Source organism: Rhodococcus erythropolis NBRC 15567 (assembly GCF_001552595.1).
In the GTDB taxonomy this organism is placed as follows: Bacteria; Actinomycetota; Actinomycetes; order Mycobacteriales; family Mycobacteriaceae; genus Rhodococcus_F; species Rhodococcus_F erythropolis.
Map to the genome: position 1 here is coordinate 123,303 of NZ_BCRM01000006.1, position 16,544 is coordinate 139,846.

Annotated in this window: 14 protein-coding genes and 1 tRNA gene; 7 read left to right on the forward strand and 8 right to left on the reverse strand. The window is 62.7% G+C overall.

Going from position 1 to position 16,544, the window contains the following annotated elements:
• The first annotated feature begins 14 nt into the window (after positions 1 to 14).
• Positions 15 to 914 (forward strand): NAD(+) diphosphatase, encoded by a 900-nt coding sequence (gene nudC / locus RE4_RS11920; RefSeq protein WP_007731249.1) that lies wholly within the window; start codon positions 15 to 17, stop codon positions 912 to 914.
• Between the two features lie 30 nt (positions 915 to 944).
• Here the strand turns inward: nudC and RE4_RS11925 are convergent, their stop codons facing one another.
• Complete coding sequence (locus tag RE4_RS11925; protein WP_003942350.1) at positions 945 to 1,202, reverse strand: mycoredoxin; 258 nt, start codon at positions 1,200 to 1,202, stop codon at positions 945 to 947.
• A gap of 103 nt (positions 1,203 to 1,305) precedes the next feature.
• On the opposite strand from RE4_RS11925, the gene RE4_RS11930 reads away from it, so the two are divergent.
• Together RE4_RS11930 and RE4_RS11935 are read left to right on the forward strand one after the other, a co-directional pair.
• Positions 1,306 to 3,444: an ATP-dependent DNA helicase UvrD2 gene (locus tag RE4_RS11930; RefSeq protein ID WP_042951442.1), complete on the forward strand. Its 2,139-nt coding sequence runs from the start codon at positions 1,306 to 1,308 to the stop codon at positions 3,442 to 3,444.
• Between the two features lie 512 nt (positions 3,445 to 3,956).
• Positions 3,957 to 4,280, forward strand: coding sequence for a WhiB family transcriptional regulator (locus tag RE4_RS11935; protein WP_003942321.1), 324 nt, complete (start codon positions 3,957 to 3,959; stop codon positions 4,278 to 4,280).
• 5 nt (positions 4,281 to 4,285) lie between these two features.
• Here RE4_RS11935 and RE4_RS11940 read toward each other — a convergent pair whose 3' ends face one another.
• The 3 genes from RE4_RS11940 to RE4_RS11950 all read right to left on the reverse strand — a co-directional run bounded on the left by RE4_RS11940 (position 4,286) and on the right by RE4_RS11950 (position 8,047).
• Complete coding sequence (locus tag RE4_RS11940) at positions 4,286 to 5,629, reverse strand: ABC1 kinase family protein (RefSeq protein WP_020907132.1); 1,344 nt, start codon at positions 5,627 to 5,629, stop codon at positions 4,286 to 4,288.
• 4 nt (positions 5,630 to 5,633) lie between these two features.
• Positions 5,634 to 6,545 carry a hypothetical protein gene (locus RE4_RS11945; RefSeq protein ID WP_020907133.1) on the reverse strand — a complete coding sequence of 304 codons (912 nt, stop codon included), beginning with the start codon at positions 6,543 to 6,545 and terminating at the stop codon, positions 5,634 to 5,636.
• Positions 6,546 to 6,646: 101 nt separating this feature from the next.
• Positions 6,647 to 8,047, reverse strand: coding sequence for a zinc-dependent metalloprotease (locus RE4_RS11950; protein WP_024487215.1), 1,401 nt, complete (start codon positions 8,045 to 8,047; stop codon positions 6,647 to 6,649).
• A 123-nt stretch (positions 8,048 to 8,170) separates the two neighbouring features.
• On the opposite strand from RE4_RS11950, the gene RE4_RS11955 reads away from it, so the two are divergent.
• Positions 8,171 to 9,193: a YlbL family protein gene (locus RE4_RS11955; RefSeq protein WP_020907134.1), complete on the forward strand. Its 1,023-nt coding sequence runs from the start codon at positions 8,171 to 8,173 to the stop codon at positions 9,191 to 9,193.
• A 41-nt stretch (positions 9,194 to 9,234) separates the two neighbouring features.
• Here the strand turns inward: RE4_RS11955 and RE4_RS11960 are convergent, their stop codons facing one another.
• Positions 9,235 to 9,837, reverse strand: coding sequence for a PPA1309 family protein (locus RE4_RS11960; protein WP_019747831.1), 603 nt, complete (start codon positions 9,835 to 9,837; stop codon positions 9,235 to 9,237).
• A 174-nt stretch (positions 9,838 to 10,011) separates the two neighbouring features.
• On the opposite strand from RE4_RS11960, the gene RE4_RS11965 reads away from it, so the two are divergent.
• Positions 10,012 to 12,927: a UPF0182 family protein gene (locus tag RE4_RS11965; protein ID WP_020907135.1), complete on the forward strand. Its 2,916-nt coding sequence runs from the start codon at positions 10,012 to 10,014 to the stop codon at positions 12,925 to 12,927.
• A 90-nt stretch (positions 12,928 to 13,017) separates the two neighbouring features.
• Here the strand turns inward: RE4_RS11965 and RE4_RS11970 are convergent, their stop codons facing one another.
• Positions 13,018 to 13,572, reverse strand: coding sequence for a transglycosylase family protein (locus RE4_RS11970; RefSeq protein ID WP_019747833.1), 555 nt, complete (start codon positions 13,570 to 13,572; stop codon positions 13,018 to 13,020).
• 450 nt (positions 13,573 to 14,022) lie between these two features.
• Between RE4_RS11970 and RE4_RS11975 the strand changes: the two genes are divergently transcribed.
• Positions 14,023 to 14,096 (forward strand) — tRNA-Met (locus RE4_RS11975).
• Between the two features lie 73 nt (positions 14,097 to 14,169).
• Positions 14,170 to 14,946, forward strand: a complete 777-nt coding sequence (locus RE4_RS11980; RefSeq protein WP_060938627.1) for an esterase/lipase family protein — start codon at positions 14,170 to 14,172, stop codon at positions 14,944 to 14,946.
• Positions 14,947 to 14,950: 4 nt separating this feature from the next.
• Here RE4_RS11980 and RE4_RS11985 read toward each other — a convergent pair whose 3' ends face one another.
• Positions 14,951 to 15,595: a GntR family transcriptional regulator gene (locus tag RE4_RS11985; protein ID WP_020907137.1), complete on the reverse strand. Its 645-nt coding sequence runs from the start codon at positions 15,593 to 15,595 to the stop codon at positions 14,951 to 14,953.
• A gap of 47 nt (positions 15,596 to 15,642) precedes the next feature.
• Positions 15,643 to 16,544, reverse strand: a 902-nt coding sequence (locus RE4_RS11990) for an isopenicillin N synthase family dioxygenase (protein WP_060938628.1), incomplete at its 5' end; no start/stop codon positions are given.

The window sequence follows — 16,544 nt, forward strand, 5'->3', positions numbered from 1 at the left end:
GTAATGTCGTGAGCGTGAACGACTTCCAGCTGACCGAAACACCGCTGCTCTCACGCTCGAGCGTCGGCCGCGCCGAGGAATTGCGGTCGGATGCCGCCGCACTGACCACGGGTTGGGCGGACGCGCTGCTCCTCCGTGTGAATTCACGGGGTCAGGTCAAAGTCTCGCCGGAAGGTCAGTTGGTCTTCGCCGAGGCAACCGAACTGGGTCCGGAACCGGTGCGCGGTGCAGTGTTCCTGGGAATTCGGGAGAATCGCCACGTCTGGGCGGTGCGGGTGTCGCTGCTGGCGGGCACGTTGTCCGAATTGCGCATGCTCGGCGGAACACTCGACGACGCCGACGCCGGTTTGTTGACCGGTGCCGTCGCAATTCTCAACTGGCACGACAGTGCCGGATTCAGCGCTATCGACGGCGCGCCGAGTGAACCCACCATGTCCGGCTGGTCACGCATTTCCACGTCCACCGGCCACGAGGAGTTTCCCCGAACGGATCCGGCGGTCATCTGCCTGGTGCACGACGGCGGCGATCGAGTTCTACTCGCTCGTCAGCCGACCTGGCCGCAGCGACGTTTCTCGATTCTCGCGGGATTCGTCGAGGCCGGGGAGTCACTCGAAACGTGCGTTGTCCGCGAGATCAAGGAAGAAGTCGGCATCGACGTGCACAGCGTTCGATACCTCGGGAGCCAGCCTTGGCCGTTCCCGCGCTCGGTGATGTTGGGCTTCGCCGCAATCGGCGACCCCGCCGCTCCGCTTCTGTTCGCGGACGGCGAGATCGCCGAGGGCACCTGGTTCACGAAGGACGAGGTGCGTGCCGCTCTCGAACTCGGCGACTGGGGTTCGGAAGCGGACGCGCCACTGCTGCTGCCCGGCTCGATCTCCATCGCTCGCGGAATGCTCGAGAGCTGGGTCAAATAGGAGCTGGGTCAGACAACAGCCTGAAAGGCTCTACAGACCCAGGGCCTGCTTGACCTGGTTGAGCGACGGGTTGGTCGCGACGCTGCCGTCGCCGTACTTCACGGTCGGAACGACGTGATTTCCACCGTTGACGCTGCCGACGAAATCGGCTGCTGCCGGATCGTTCTCGATGTCGATCTCGGTGTACTCGATCCCCGACGCGTTGAGCTGCGTCTTGAGGCGGCGGCAGTAGCCACACCACGTGGTCGAGTAGATGGTCAGGGCAGGCGCATTTTCGGTAGAAGTCACGGCCGATATAACACCACGACCGAGAGCGTTGTTCCGTATCGGCCCGTGTTCTCTTGCCCACATACCGTCGGGCGCGGCGAATGGAGTGTCGGAACGTCCTGCCATGATGGTCCCCATGCCTGCGGACACCGGACTGGATCCAGAACAATCGGCCGCCGTGCTCGCGCCACGCGGCCCGGTATGTGTCCTCGCGGGCGCTGGAACAGGCAAAACCCGCACCATCACGCGCCGGATCGCGCATCTGGTTGCCGACGGTCATGTCTCCGCCGGGCAGGTGCTTGCCGTGACATTCACAGCGCGAGCGGCCGGCGAAATGCGTGGACGGCTTCGTGAGCTGGGGGTTGGTGGGAGTGGGCCGCAGGTACAGGCTCGCACCTTCCACGCCGCCGCTCTTCGTCAACTCAAGTACTTCTGGCCGCAGGTGATCGGTGACACGCCGTGGCGTCTGCTCGATCGGAAGTTCGCGGTTGTCAGCAGTGCCGCCGCTCGTGTCGGGTTGTCCACCAGTACGGAAAGCGTGCGCGACCTCGCCAGCGAAATCGAGTGGTCCAAGGCCTCACTGATCGCGCCCGAGGACTACCCACGCGCGATAGCCAAGATTCGTCGCGAGGCGCCGGTCGAGGCCACCAAGGTTGCGCAGGTCTACGCGGCATACGAAGAGCTGAAGGCACGTGGCCAGGACGGAATGCTCCTCGATTTCGACGATCTCCTACTTCACACCGCGGCTGCGCTCGAAGAGCATTCGACGGTTGCCGACGAGTTCCGCGAGCGGTACCGCTGCTTCGTGGTCGACGAGTATCAGGACGTCACCCCGCTGCAACAGCGGGTGCTCGACGCCTGGCTCGGCGACCGCGACGACCTGACCGTGGTGGGCGATGCGAATCAGACCATCTACTCCTTCACCGGCGCCACCCCGAACTATCTGTTGGATTTCTCGCGGAAATTCCCCGAAGCGACCGTCGTCCGGCTCGAACGGGACTACCGCTCCACCCCTGAGGTCGTGTCGCTGGCGAACCGCGTGATCGGTGCAGCGCGCGGACGGATCGCCGGGACGCGTCTTCAGTTGATCGGGCAACGCGCTCCGGGGCCTGAGCCGGAGTTCATGGAGTTCGACGACGAGCCTGCCGAAGCGCTCGGCGTTGCGCGGGCGATCAAACGGCTGATCGCGGCAGGCACTCCAGCGGCCGAGATCGCTGTTCTGTATCGGATCAATGCTCAGTCGGAGGCGCACGAGCAGGCACTCACCAAGCTCGGCATTCCGTTCCAGGTGCGTGGTGGAGAGGGCTTCTTCACCCGCACCGAGGTCCGTCAGGCAGTGGCGGCACTGCGTCAGGCCGCCGGACGAGACGACCTCCCCGAAGGCGCAGACAACGGCGAAGCGCTGGTTTCACTGGTTCGCGCTGTACTCGCGCCACTCGGTCTGACCAACGAAGAACCTTCGGGCACGCAAGCCCGCGAGCGCTGGGCGTCGCTCTCGGCTCTCGTGGCGCTGACCGAAGAACAACTCGTCCACGAACCCGAACTGTCGCTCACCGGGCTTCTACAGGAGCTAACAGCCCGAGCCGAGGCGCGGCACCCACCGACCGTGCAGGGCGTGACGTTGGCTTCCCTTCACGCGGCCAAGGGGCTCGAATGGGATGCGGTGTTCCTGGTCGGCCTCAACGACGGCACCCTGCCGATCCAACACGTTCTCGGCGACGCCAATTCGGGCGCAGACGACGTCGCGGTGGAGGAGGAGCGTCGGCTTCTGTACGTGGGGGTTACCCGCGCCCGCGAGCATCTGCAGCTGTCTTGGGCATTGGCTCGCAATGAGGGTGGACGCAAGTCCCGTCGCCGGTCGAGGTTCCTCAACGGGCTCATCCCCGAGGACTCACCGGCTTCGCGCGTTGCCGCGCCGTCGTCGGGGAACAAGAAGCGTCCGCGCTGCCGCGTCTGCGGCAAACCGTTGATCGGGACGTCGGCGACAATGCTCGGGCGCTGCGAAAAATGCCCGTCCAATGTCGACCTGGAATTGCTCGAGCACCTCAAGGCCTGGCGTCTGGACAAGTCCCGAGAACTCAAAGTTCCGGCCTATGTCGTCTTCAGTGACAACACACTGATGGCTATTGCCGAACAACGACCACAGGACAATCGTGGACTGGTTTCGATCCCTGGAATCGGGCCGAAGAAACTCGACAACTTCGGAGAAGACGTACTAGCTGTCATTCGCGGCGAACTGCGTGCGGCAACACTCGATATCTGAAATGCATCCGAATCGACAACGGTGAGTTACATAACCGCAGGTCAAAAATAGGTTGTGCAGATTCGACGAATTCTCTACTCTGGTTTTCAGTGTTACGGGGCAACCTGTGCGCAAAAACTATCCGGACCGACACGAAATGGAGGTGGCAAAAAAATGACGAACTTGATCTCGTATGAAGCGTGCGCAAGCGCAAAGTTCGCTGTTGCCGCCCCCATGCTGCCGCGTGCAGCGGGATGGGCGCAGCATGCGTTCCGCCTGCGCCCTCAAGCAGCAGCAAAGAAAGCAGCTGTCGAGTCCGTGTTCTTAAGCCATCGAGGTATTTCTCGGTAGGACACATCCGTTCACTTACGGCCACGGACCCGCAGCCCCTGCGGACCGTGGCCTTTGTGTTGGATACCCCTCTTTATCCGGTTTCCGACTCGGCTCAGGTTCGCACCCATCGAACCCATATCGTGCGACACAGTTTCGCATCCGAGCACTAGGAGACCGAGTTGTCTGCCCAGACAATCCGCGTGGAATCCGAAAACTCCACCACTGCAGTAACTTCCACCGACGTCACTTCGGCTGCAGTCACGTTCATCGAGGTCGCGTCCACCCGCCGCGACCTGCCGTGCCGGGCATCCAACCCCGATCTCTGGTTCGCCGAAGCTCCGGCCGAACTCGAGCAGGCGAAGGCACTGTGCGCGCAGTGCCCCATCCGTTCCCGTTGTCTCAGTGCGGCTCTCGACCGCGCCGAGCCGTGGGGGGTGTGGGGAGGCGAGATCCTCGATCAGGGGGCCGTCATAGCGCGCAAGAGACCGAGGGGGCGCCCACGCAAGCAACTCGTGTGCGCGTGAGAGCCCTATTCGGCGGAGCCGGTGTCATCCAGAACCGGCTCCGCGAACCCTGGCAACCAACGAGTCAGGATTTCCATGTACGGGGCATATGCGTCCAACTGGGCGCATATGCCGACCGAACCGAGAAGAACTCGGAAGATCATCAAATACTCGGCCGGAAGGTTGAGTGCACGGGCCGTTCGGAACTGCGCACTGTTGAAGTCAGTGGCGGTTCCGGCGGCCTTTTGCAGCCACGACCGAGTGAAGTGAAATGACTCGGTCTGGATCGGGTCGGTGAAGGGTCGCAGGTAATCCGCGATCTCCTTGTCGGTCACCGTGCGTCCGGGAATCACGAAACCGTTGGCGCGCAACAACTCCGTCAATTCGTCGAATTGTTCCTCGACAGCCAAGCGCACCATCGTGCCGAGAACCCGTGGCAGTCCGTTCGGGAACGGCGCAGCAGCACCGAAGTCGATGACGCCGAGTCGGCCGTCCTCCAGAAGCATGAAATTGCCGGGGTGCGGGTCGCAGTGGAGCAAGCCGACACGGGCCGGAGACGCGAAGTGGAATTCGGCGAGTAATGCACCGGCAGCATTGCGCTGCTCCGGCGTTCCACTTTCGATGATTCTGGTCAACGGGGTTGCCGTCATCCATTCGGTCACGACCACTTTCGGCGCGCTCGCCACGACGTGCGGGATCACGAATTGGGGATCGCCGTCGAATTCTTTTGCAAAAGCTCGCTGATTGTTCGCCTCGATCCGATAGTCGAGTTCTTCCTCGGTGCGCGCGGTGAACTCCTCGATCACGGGGCGCACATCGACACCGGGCATGACCGAACCGAAGAGACCGGCAAATCTGCCCAAGGTCTTGAGGTCGGCGCGTAGAGCTTCGTCGGCGCCGGGGTACTGAACTTTCACGGCCACGTCGCGGCCGTCCGCCCAGACCGCACGGTGAACCTGCCCGATGCTTGCCGACGCGGTCGGTTCGTCGTCGAACGACTGGAATCGGTCGCGCCATTTGGTTCCGAGTTGCTGATCGAGCATCTTGTGTACTTGCTTGGTCGGCAGCGGCGGGGCGGCGGCCTGGAGCTTGTTCAGCGACTCGCGGTACGGCTCCGCGAATTCCTCCGGAATCGCCGCCTCCATGACGCTGAGCGCTTGGCCCAGCTTCATCGCGCCGCCCTTGAGTTCGCCCAGCACCGCGAACAGTTGCTCGGCGGCCTTCGCGCTCAATTGCGCGTCGATCTCGCCTTTGTCGCCGCCGGCGAGCTTGCGTCCGAAGCCCATGGCGGCGCGACCGGCCATCCCCAGGGGGATGCTCGCGAGTTTGGCAGTACGGGCAGAACTCTTGCGTGGGATCTCGGACACCACACCATCATGTCTGACTGGGGCGTCCTTTGCCCGAAACAGGTGCCAGGTATTGGCAACTGCAAGATATTTGCCGAGGCCAGCGCCTGGTTGTGATCCGATACGGACGGAGCGCGATCTCGAGCGTCGACGACAGACTCGCCGCATGCGTCGCCGTTGTCTCGGATAATGCGGAGTCGATCTCGGCCAGGGCCAGCGCGACACTTGCATGGATCATCGCCGATTCCGCGTGGCCGGCGCTGCCGAGTAGCTGCGCGGACAGATGAAGCCAATGAGGGTCGAGTTCGGATCGGATGATGTCGGCGCATCGCAGGCAACTCGACTGGCCCGGCACGACAAGAGGACCGATCACACCGTTGCCGTCGCGGATGCGGACGGAAAGGTGGGGGAGTCCGCAGCGAACGAGATCGCTGACCAGGCGAGGATCAGTGACAACGTCGTCGGCCAGGACCACCAGTTGTTCGTTCCACGTGCGCACGACGTCGGTGTTGCGATACCCGCGCGAGCGACGCGTGCTTACCCCGCCGGTGACCAGGGCGCGCTCGACGGCGTCCGAGAGTGGACCGACACCGTGGATCCGGACGGACACGGTCCTCCTGGCGGCAGTGTGGACGAATCCGGAATCGGTGAGTTGCTCGAGCAACTTCTCCGTCACCGACGTCGAAATCCCGCGCGTCGATGCTTCCCACAGGATGGTCGCGCGGGATCTGGAGCCGTCCATTTTGCGGAGGATCGACTTCACCGCGCGCGCATCGACCCCGACAGGCAGCGTCAGCAGGACGGCACGTCCGGGTGTCCATCCCAGCTGCAGCCGACCGTCCGGGCGCGACAGAACAGCGATCCGCGGGTCCCATCGGGGTCCCGCGGATCGCTGTGACGTGCTGTTCTGTGTGGTGTCGTCTTGCGTGTCACCGGTCATCGTTCGATGCTGGCACGGCGGGCCGTCGGCGAGTCCGCGTCAGTGACAGTTATCCACAGGACGTCAGCATGGCTGAACTGCGAAAATGTGTCGAGAAGGAATTATTTCTCTTCGTCGTCCTCGCGGGTCTTGTCCATCGCTGCCTCGGCCGCACGCTCTTTTGCCTCGACGGCTTCGAGCTGGGCGATCGGGTCGTCGAAATTGCCGGCTTCGCCGCCGCCGAGGACCCGGGCGACAAATCCGTCCGGTGCGTCGAGATCGCTCGAATCGGGCATGAGGTCGGGATGTGACCAGACGCCGTCACGAGTGTCCATACCGGCTTCCGCGGTGAGCTTCTGCCACAACCCGGCCGCTTCACGGACCTTGCGAGGACGAAGTTCGAGTCCGACCAGCGTCGCAAAGGTCTGTTCGGCGGGGCCGCCGGTGGCACGGCGACGCCGCAACGTCTCGCTCATCGCGGCAACACCGGGCAGTCGCTCGCCGAGTGCGGCGGTGACGACCGTCTCCACCCAACCCTCGACCAGCGCAAGCAGAGTCTCGAGCCGTTCGAGAGCGGCTTTCTGCTCCGGGGTGTTCTGCGGCTCGAACGTGCCCTGCTGCATCAGCGCTTCGAGCTTGCTCGGATCGGTGAGAGCGGACGGGTCGAGGTCCTTGGCAAATTCTTCCATTGCCGAAAAGTCCATCGTGATCCCGCGGGCGTATTCCTCGACTGTGGCGAGAACACGCTGTCGCAGCCACGGAACGTGACTGTAAAGGCGCTGATGAGCTGCTTCCCTCGCGGCGAGGAACACCAGAACTTCCTGATGCGGCTGTTCGAGACCCTCACTGAACGCCTGAACCGCAGCGGGGAGAAGGGCCGCGGTGCCCTCTGGTCCGAGGGGCAAGCCGATGTCGGTGGAGGAGAGCACCTCAGTGGACAGTTGGCCGAGTGCCTGGCCCAATTGCGAGCCGAACGCGAGTCCACCCATCTGGCCGAGCATGCCTAGCATCGGGCCCGCCATCTGCTGTGCTTCGGCGGGAAGTCCCTGGACCCACATGCCCGCCACCTTCTCGGCCACCGGATCACAGAGTCGCTTCCACGTGTCGATCGTGTTGTCGAGCCAGTCGTTCGGAGTCCAGGCGAGAGTGCGGCTCGCTCCGGCCGGAAGCGTCGTTGCGGCGTCCAGCCACATCTCGGCCAGATGTGCGGCGTCGGCGATCGCCTTGACATTGCCCTCGGTGATCGGTGTAACCGATCCGATCTGTTGGCGTGCCAGCTTCTTGGCGATGTCGTAGTTCACCGGACCGGAAGTACCGCCCTGGCCCATCGACGAGCCCATCCCGCTCAGCATCTGACCGAACTGGGTGAGCATCTGGCCGAGCTGAGCCGGATCGAATCCCTCACCGCCCGCGCCGAACCCGAACGGCGTGTCACCACCCCCGAACGGATTGCCACCCGCCGCGTTCTTGTCGCGATCGGGATCGTCGTCGGAGTTGGAGAAGCCGAACGGCATATTGCTCATACCTCAACGGTACAAGGCTCGAGCGGTCGGAGTCGCCCTCCGAGTCACGCTGACGGCGAACACGCACGGCGCTCAGGCGGTGCGATCGGTGCTCCGGCGCCTTCGCGCTTTACTCTGGATCAGGTGAATCGACGGATAGTGACGCTCTTGGCCGCACTCGCACCCATCGTCGTGTTGGGAGTCGTCGGAACAATGGTCACTGTTCCTTATGTCGCACTCGGTCCTGGCCCCACCTTCAACACCCTCGGCGACGTCGACGGTAAGCCCGTCGTCGACATCCAAGGGACCGAGGTCGATCCCACCGACGGCAACCTCAACATGACAACGGTGTCGGTTCGCGACGGCCTCAACATTTTCGAAGCGTTCGGACTGTGGGCGAGTGGCAGCAACGGACTCGTCCCACGCTCGGAGATCTATCCGCCCGAGAAGTCGAAGGAAGAGATTCAGCAGGCCAACACCGCCGACTTCCAGCAGTCCGAGGACAGTGCCGAGTTGGCTGCACTCCACTTTCTCGGTAAGCCGGTGGCACTCACTGTCTCGAAGGTGACCCCGGACGGCCCTGCCGCGGGTGCCCTGCAAGAGGGCGATGTCCTGGTCAAGATCGGCGACACTCCGGTAACCACCATCACCGGCGTTCAGGACACGGTCGGTGCGATCGCGCCCGGCACCGCGATCGACGTCACCGTCCTTCGCGAGGGTGTGGAGACCGTTGTACCGGTCACCGTTGGGGCGCGGCCCAACAAGCCCGAATCGGGTTACCTCGGCGTCACGCCCAACGAGGTCCCGGACGTTCCCTTCACCGTGCAGTTCAACCTTGCCGACATCGGCGGTCCTTCTGCCGGACTGATGTTCACACTGGCGTTGGTGGACAAGCTGACTCCAGGGGAGCTCAACGGCGGAAAGTTCGTGGCCGGGACGGGCACCATCGACTCCGACGGCGAGGTCGGTCCGATCGGCGGTATCAGGTACAAGTTGATCGCCGCCTCCGAAGCCGGTGCTGAGACCTTCCTCGTGCCGGCCCAGAACTGTGACGAGGCGAAACAGAATGCGCCGGACGGGCTTCGACTCGTCAAGGTCGACAACCTGCCCGGCGCAGTGGACTCACTCGAAAGCCTCAACACGGGCGGCGACGCACCCCGCTGCTGAAACCTGCCTTGCCGAAGACAGGCTCGGTCAGTCTTCTTCTTTCAGTCTTCTTCGACTTCGTCGAGCGTCGCGTACAACGCGTGAACCAGGTGAGGTGCAAGACCGTCGTAGGTGAGCAGTTCCAGGTCACCGTACGGATCCGCATCTTCGTCGGGACGCATCTGCAGAAGCGACAGCGAAGGACCGTCACGGAGCACGCCGACGAACAGTCGAGCCTCGCGTCGATCGGGATGCGCGTTGGCCGTCAGTCGCGCGACCTCGTCCGCAGCATGCTGATCGGTCAATACCGGCGCCGTGGCGTGATCGAGATCCGATTCCGCCTCGGGCGGCAGGACGACGATCTCCTGAACCAGGATGCAACCCTGCACCGACTCGGGCCAATGCGTCGTTGCCAGGAACTCGTCGAGGGCCCGTGAACCGCCGATGATGTCCTCGGGAAGCGATTCCTGTTCGATCGGTGTGTATTCGGCGCCCTCGGCGAGTTGGTCGAGCAGTCCGGGTTCGGCCGCGGCGAGCATTTCGGTAGGCACCAACGCGTACAGCTTCGGCGGTTGATCCCAGCCTTCGGCGTCGATGTGGTCGACAACTTCATGAACGCACCGGGCGAGGGCACTCGGTGATCTGCTCATATTCTCTTCACTCACACGTTCATCCTCCCACCTTCTGTCCGGCTCCCTGCTCTCCGTGTTGTCAACCCGTGACCGTTGTTACGTAGAGTGGTCGGAAACGGCCAAGTCCACTCGGGCGTGGCCGCAGTGATCGATGCAATCGGTTGCGACGCCACGGCGTCGCCAAATCTTGGAGCGTGGCACGTGGGCATGCGGCCCCCCGCAGGTTTACCCTCTCTGTCCAGACGCAGTCGAATCTTGTTGGTGGTGGCTGTCGTAGTGGCGGCCTTGCTGCTCGTGGGGCCGCGACTGATCGGCATGTACACGGACTGGTTGTGGTTCGGAGAAGTCGGCTACCGCGGTGTCTTCACCAAGGTTCTGCTGACGCGATTCGTGCTCTTCCTCGTGGTCGGAATTGTCGTCGGAGCCATCGTGTGGCTCGCGATGCTTCTCGCGTACCGCGCACGTCCGGTGTTCGTTCCGGTCTCCGGACCCAACGATCCGATCGCGCGCTACCGCACGACCGTCATGTCGCGACTTCGTCTGTTCGGCGTGATCATTCCGGTCGCGATCGGCATTCTCTCCGGTCTCATCGCGCAGGCCAACTGGGTCACCATCCAGTTGTTCCTCAACGGTCAGCCGTTCGGCATCACCGATCCTCAGTTCAACTTGGACGTCGGCTTCTACACGTTCGATCTGCCGTTCTACCGCTTCGTTCTGAATTGGTTGTTCGTCTCGATCCTGCTTGCCTTCGTGGCAAACCTGGTCACCCACTACGTTTTCGGTGGGATCAAGTTGGCCGGGCGCGCTGGGACATTCACGACTGCCGCACGTGTTCAACTGGCTGTCATCGCCGGCACCTTCGTGCTCCTCAAGGCGGTGGCGTACTGGTTCGATCGGTACTCGTTGATGTCGAGTAGTCGTAAGGAACCGACGTTCACCGGTCCGGGCTTCACCGACATCAATGCGGTTCTGCCGGCGAAGCTCATTCTGTTGTCCATCGCGGTCATCTGCGCGTTGGCGTTCTTCGCCTCGATCTTCACGCGGGATCTTCGGATACCGGCCATGGCAGTCGCTCTCTTGGTTCTTTCGTCGGTGCTCGTCGGGGCGGTCTACCCGATGATCGTCGAGCAGTTCTCCGTCAAGCCCAATGCGGCGCAGAAGGAGAGCACGTACATCGAACGAAACATCGAAGCGACCCGTCAGGCGTACGGGATCACGGAAGAAAACGTCGACTACGTCGACTATCCGGGAGTTGGCACCAAGCAGCCCCAGGACGTTCCGGCCGACCGGACCACGATCGCGAACACCCGACTGTTGGATCCGACCATTCTGTCGCCGACGTTCACCGCTCAGCGTCAGCTCAAGAACTTCTACGGGTTCCCGCAGACGCTCAACGTCGACCGCTACGAACAGGACGGCCAGTTGCGCGACTTCGTTGTCGCAGCGCGTGAGCTGTCGCCGAACAACCTTTCCGGGAACCAGACGGACTGGATCAACAAGCACACGGTCTACACGCACGGCAACGGTTTCGTCGCGGCCCAGGCGAACGAAGTCACGGCCGTGCAGGGCGACAGTCAGAACAACACCGGTGGTTACCCGATCTACTCGGTCAGCGACCTGACGACCACGCCCGAGAACGAGAACCTCAAGGTGGACAATCCGCGGTCGTACTACGGCGAGGTGATCAGCCAGTCGGACGCCGATTACTCGATCGTCGGTTCCGTCGACGGCGAGGGACCTCGTGAGTACGACACCGACACCTCGAAGTACACCTACACCGGTTCGGGTGGTGTCTCGATCGGCAACTGGTTCAACCGTCTTGCATTCGCGGCGAAGTACACCGAGCGCAACATCTTGTTCTCGAGTGCAATCGGCTCGAACTCGAAGATCATCTTCAAGCGTGATCCGAAGGAAAGGGTCGAGGAGGTCGCGCCTTGGCTGACGACCGACGGCGCTGCCTACCCTGCAGTGGTCGACGGCAAGATGCAGTGGATCATCGACGGCTACACCACCGCCCAGGACTACCCGTACGCGCAGCGCAGTTCGCTCGACGGGTTGGTCGAGGACAGTATCGACCAGACAACCGGGCGCCTCATTCCGCGTCAGGAGTTCTCCTACATCCGTAACTCCGTGAAGGCCACGGTCGACGCCTACGACGGCACGGTCACGCTCTACCAGGTCGACGAGCAGGATCCGGTTCTGAAGGCGTGGATGGGAGTCTTCCCGAACACGGTGAAGCCGAAGAGCGAAATCTCGGACGACCTGCAGGCACACTTCCGCTACCCGGAAGACATGTTCAAGGTTCAGCGAGAGATGCTGGCGAAGTACCACGTCGACGATCCGAGTGAGTTCTTCACCAACAACGCGTTCTGGTCAGTTCCGAGCGATCCGACGATCGACACGTCGGCCAACCAACCGCCGTACTACGTGCTGGTGGGCGACAAGGACACCGCGAAGGCGGATTTCCGTCTGACCAGTCCGATGGTCGGGTTCAGTCGTGAGTTGCTGTCGGCCTACATCTCGGTGGCGAACGACAAGGAGAACTACGGCAAGTTCACGGTGCTGCAGTTGCCGACCGATACGCAGACTCAGGGTCCACAGCAGGCTCAGTCTGCGATGACGTCGGATTCGCGTGTTGCTTCGGAAGTGTCACTGCTCAAGCAGTCGAACAAGATTCAGTACGGAAACTTGCTGACTCTGCCGATTGCCGAGGGTGGAATCCTCTATGTCGAGCCTTTGTACTCGCAGCGAAACTCGCAGAACGCGTTCCCTCAGTTGGCGCGTGTGCTGGTGAGCTTCAGCGACACCAACGGCATTCGGATCGGTTATGCACCGACCGTCTCCGAGGCGATCAGTCAGATTTGGCCGGGCGCAGGTTCGGCAGCGACTGTCACTCAGCCGGCACCCGATCCGGATACCGGAGCGCAACCGGAAACGCCGACTACTCCGACGGCACCGGCCCCGCCGGCTTCTTCGGATGACGTCACGAAGGCGCTGGCCGAGGTCAATTCGGCAATGGCGGCATTGAAGTCGGCGCAACAGAGCGGTGACTTCACCAGCTACGGTGCTGCGCTCGACCGCCTCCAGAAGGCTGTCGACGCGTACCAGGCGCTGCCGAGGTAAGCGGCGTCGGTTCGTGAAATAGCAGAAGGCCCACCATCCGATCGGATGGTGGGCCTTCTTGTGTGCTCAGGTGAAGCTGTATGAGCTGAATCAGCGCAGTGCTGCAACGATCGGTGCGTTGGCATCGGAGAGCTGCTGGAACTGTGCGGCGAATCCGTACTGGCCGGCGAGGTCACGAGCGGTGTCGTAAGCCTGCTGTGCGGCGGGCTTGAGCTCGGCCGGGATTTCGACGGCGGGAGCAACTGCGGGTGCCTCGGCGACGGGAGCCGGTGCTGCGGCGGGAGCCTCTTCGACTGCCGGCTCGCTTGCGACGGTCAGACGCTGGCCGCAGACGGGCCATGCGCCGGGGCCCTGGCTCTGCAGGGTGTTCTCGGCGACGCGGATCTGCTCTTCCTTGGAAGCGTTGGCGGGCGAGCCGGTGCCACCGTTGGCGGTCCAGGTGCTCTGCGAGAACTGCAGGCCGCCGTAGTAGCCGTTTCCGGTGTTGATGTTCCAGTCGCCACCGCTCTCGCACTGTGCGACGCCGTCCCAGTTGTGGGTGGCTGCGGAAGCGGTGCCGGTGCTCATGGTGAGGGGCACTGCGACAAGTGCGCCGGCTACTGCCAATGTGCCGAATGCACGCTTGCTGATGCTGGTGTACGTCATGTCGGGGTAAATCCTCTCCGCGCTTGCTGACATCGGCGGGCCTGCGGGTCGGCGATGATGCTGACTTTCCCGGGCGCTTGTCTCTCCGTGTCTCTGCCCCTCGAAGGTTTCGGGGGTTCCGATCCCGCGGGGCAGAGTGGAGCAGCGGCGGGTCGGCGTTCGCCCGGTTGATTCGGGCCGGGACCGACCGTACGGGAGCGCTGAACGAGGGTCGATTCGCGATTTTCCGGACCACCTGGTCTTCTCCCATCCAGGATTTTCGGCGTTTGTGCTGGTAGAGCCTTTCCGATGCCGTTTCGAGGTACGTTCGTTACATGCTTGTTATGTGTTGATGCTCACGGGCATTTTGTGAACCCAGTCACCCGATTCTTCGACTTTCAGGCGTGTATTTCGCTCCAGCGCAGGCGATTTGCGTTCCGTTCATCTGCTCGTGTAACTTTGTCAATGCATCGCGGGGTGGAGCAGCTCGGTAGCTCGCTGGGCTCATAACCCAGAGGTCGCAGGTTCAAATCCTGTCCCCGCTACTAGAAAAGGACCGCCGCACTGGATTCCAGTGCGGCGGTCCTTTTTTGTGCGCAGCCGTCGTAGGGTGGCGACGTGCGACTCTCGAAGATTCTTTTGGCGATGGCGGTGACTACTTCGCTGGTGGCCACCGCTCTGGCGTTCTCGGCAGGAAGCGCTGCCGCCGGTGGGCGGATCACCGATGCGAAGCGCGTGGTCTTCATCGTTCCAGGGCAGCAGCTCTACAACTCGGGAGAAACGCACCAGGCGACCTACCGCGCCCTCGACGAGGCACTGAGCGCTGCTGGCTACGAGACACACTTCGCCGACGCACCCGGCAAGATGATTGCGGCCGACGCCGAGCTGATTGCCGATTCGATTCGCTCCTACGCTGCCGGCGCTGATTCCGTCGGGGTGATCGCGCACAGTGCGGGTGGACTGAGCTCCCGGTACTACGCGAAGTTCCTCGGTGGCTCCGAAGTAGTGGATTCATTCGTCGCCATCGGTGCTCCGCAGTACGGTAGCCCCGGTGGCTGCGTACAAGGCCCTGCCGACGGTTACGACACCTGCATGTTCTCCGAAGTTCTCACCAAGCTCAATGCCGGTGAGGACACTCCTGGATCTGCCTACTATTCGGTGGTGCAGAGCTCAGGCGAGTGGGCGGACGGTCGGTTGGACGGGGGCCAGTGCCGGGTGTACGTCGATGGCGTTCCCGGGGCCGGAACCGGAGCAGACCATCTCACCGAGCTCGAGCATCCAGAGGTCATCTCGGGAGCGATCAGCGCTTTGGGGCGCGACTGTGTCGGTACGTTCGTGGACGAGAACGACGGCGACATCACCTGGCCTGACACGTTGTTCCCGTCATTTCGGTAAAGCTTCAGGTCCGGGTTGTTCGGACGAGTAGCCCGGCTACGTGTGCGCTCGCGGCAGTTCTGGCTCCCAAGGCGTCACCCGATTCGATGGCCGCGACTATACGAGCGTGCTCGGTGACGGCGATCCGCCGATTGAGCTCGAGGCTCCACATGTCCGAACGGTAGAGATGTGACTGTCCGTCGAGACGATGTAGGGCTTCACTGAGCGGGTGATTGCATGCAGTCTCACGAATCAAGGTGTGGAACTCGAGGTCCAGCGTCGAATCGCGACGCTGATCCGGCGGGCTCTCGAGAAGTTCGCGTTGCACCTGCACCATCTTGTTCAGCTGTGACACGGTTTCATGCGTGGCATTGGCCGTCGCGTTGAACGCCGCGAGACCGTCGAGTACCTCACGCACCTCGAAGACCGCGCGCAGAGACTCTGCGTCCAGCGAATCGACTTTTGCACCCGCATTTCGGGTGTGGACCGCGATGCCCTCGTAGATCAACTGCTGCACGGCCTCGCGGACCGGCGTTCGACTGACATTGAGCTTGCTCGCCAGCGCGGGAACACTCAGTGGTGTCCCCGGCGCCAGCTCTCCCGAAAAGATCAGTTCGCGAAGCGTCTCGTGCACGGACTCGGTGAGCAAAGCTCGTTCGGTGGTGGTCATCTTGTCCTCACTTCGATCCTGCACGATATCGACGGTACCCGGGAGCGCTATCCGGCGGCGCGCACCCGGTCAGCGCTGCGACTGTCGACGTCGGGCGCCGTCGCGCCTTTCAGCCCGGCCACTTTGGCCGCGATGTTCTCGGCGATCGTGATCGGCGGGTATCCCACCTCGCCCGGTTCGAGAGTCCCTGGCAGTGCTTCGATGACGGCGTCGTAGTTTCCGTCGAAAAAGAATGCGGCAGAGCGACGTCGGATGATCTGACCATCGACGATAGGTGGGTCGACTCGGTGCACTGTCGAGCGCCATCGGTCGTTCGTCCAGCGTGCCATTGCGTCGCCGAGGTTGATCAAGAGTGCGCCGTCGGCAGGTTGGACGTCGTGCCATACGCCATCGGCACTCAGAACTTGAAGGCCCGGAACTTGATCTGCCCACAGGATGGTCAAGATTCCGAAGTCGGTGTGAGCGCCCATTCCCGTCATGTCGCCGGAGATGCGGATCTCGCCCTCAGGCAGTGCGTAGTTGTTCATCTTCATCGCGTCGATCGAATGGTCGAGCATCGAATCGAAGTACTCGGGCTGCAATCCGAGGGCGTCGGTAAAGGCGCACATCAGGATTCGTGCCAAGCCCTGGGCATGACGGAAATACTCTTCGATTGCCGGTCGGAATCCGGGCGCGGCCTCAGGCCAAGTGTTGGCGGCGTAGCTGGACTCGGGTAGGTCGACGCCCGGATAGTCGCTCACCTCTGTGCCCACGACTATTGCTTCGTAGAAATCGTTCATCTGGTTCGCAGCGGCGACGCCCAGGCTCATGCTGAGTGATTCCGACTTCGGTGGCGAGTAGCCACGGTTCTCGGACGAGGGACGGCGATAGTTGTTCTTCACCGTCAGTGGGAGAGCAAAGAACTCGTCGAGAGCGTCGGCCAGTCCGTCGGTCGCCGATCGTGGAATGC

Excerpts from the sequence above, each read along its gene's own strand:
- RE4_RS11930 (WP_042951442.1), top strand. The coding sequence starts at position 1,306 with ATGATGGTCCCCATGCCTGCGGACACCGGACTGGATCCAGAACAATCG.
- RE4_RS11945 (WP_020907133.1), bottom strand. The coding sequence starts at position 6,545 with ATGACCGGTGACACGCAAGACGACACCACACAGAACAGCACGTCACAG.
- RE4_RS11950 (WP_024487215.1), bottom strand. The coding sequence starts at position 8,047 with ATGAGCAATATGCCGTTCGGCTTCTCCAACTCCGACGACGATCCCGAT.
- RE4_RS11965 (WP_020907135.1), top strand. The coding sequence starts at position 10,012 with ATGCGGCCCCCCGCAGGTTTACCCTCTCTGTCCAGACGCAGTCGAATC.
- RE4_RS11970 (WP_019747833.1), bottom strand. The coding sequence starts at position 13,572 with ATGACGTACACCAGCATCAGCAAGCGTGCATTCGGCACATTGGCAGTA.
- RE4_RS11985 (WP_020907137.1), bottom strand. The coding sequence starts at position 15,595 with ATGACCACCACCGAACGAGCTTTGCTCACCGAGTCCGTGCACGAGACG.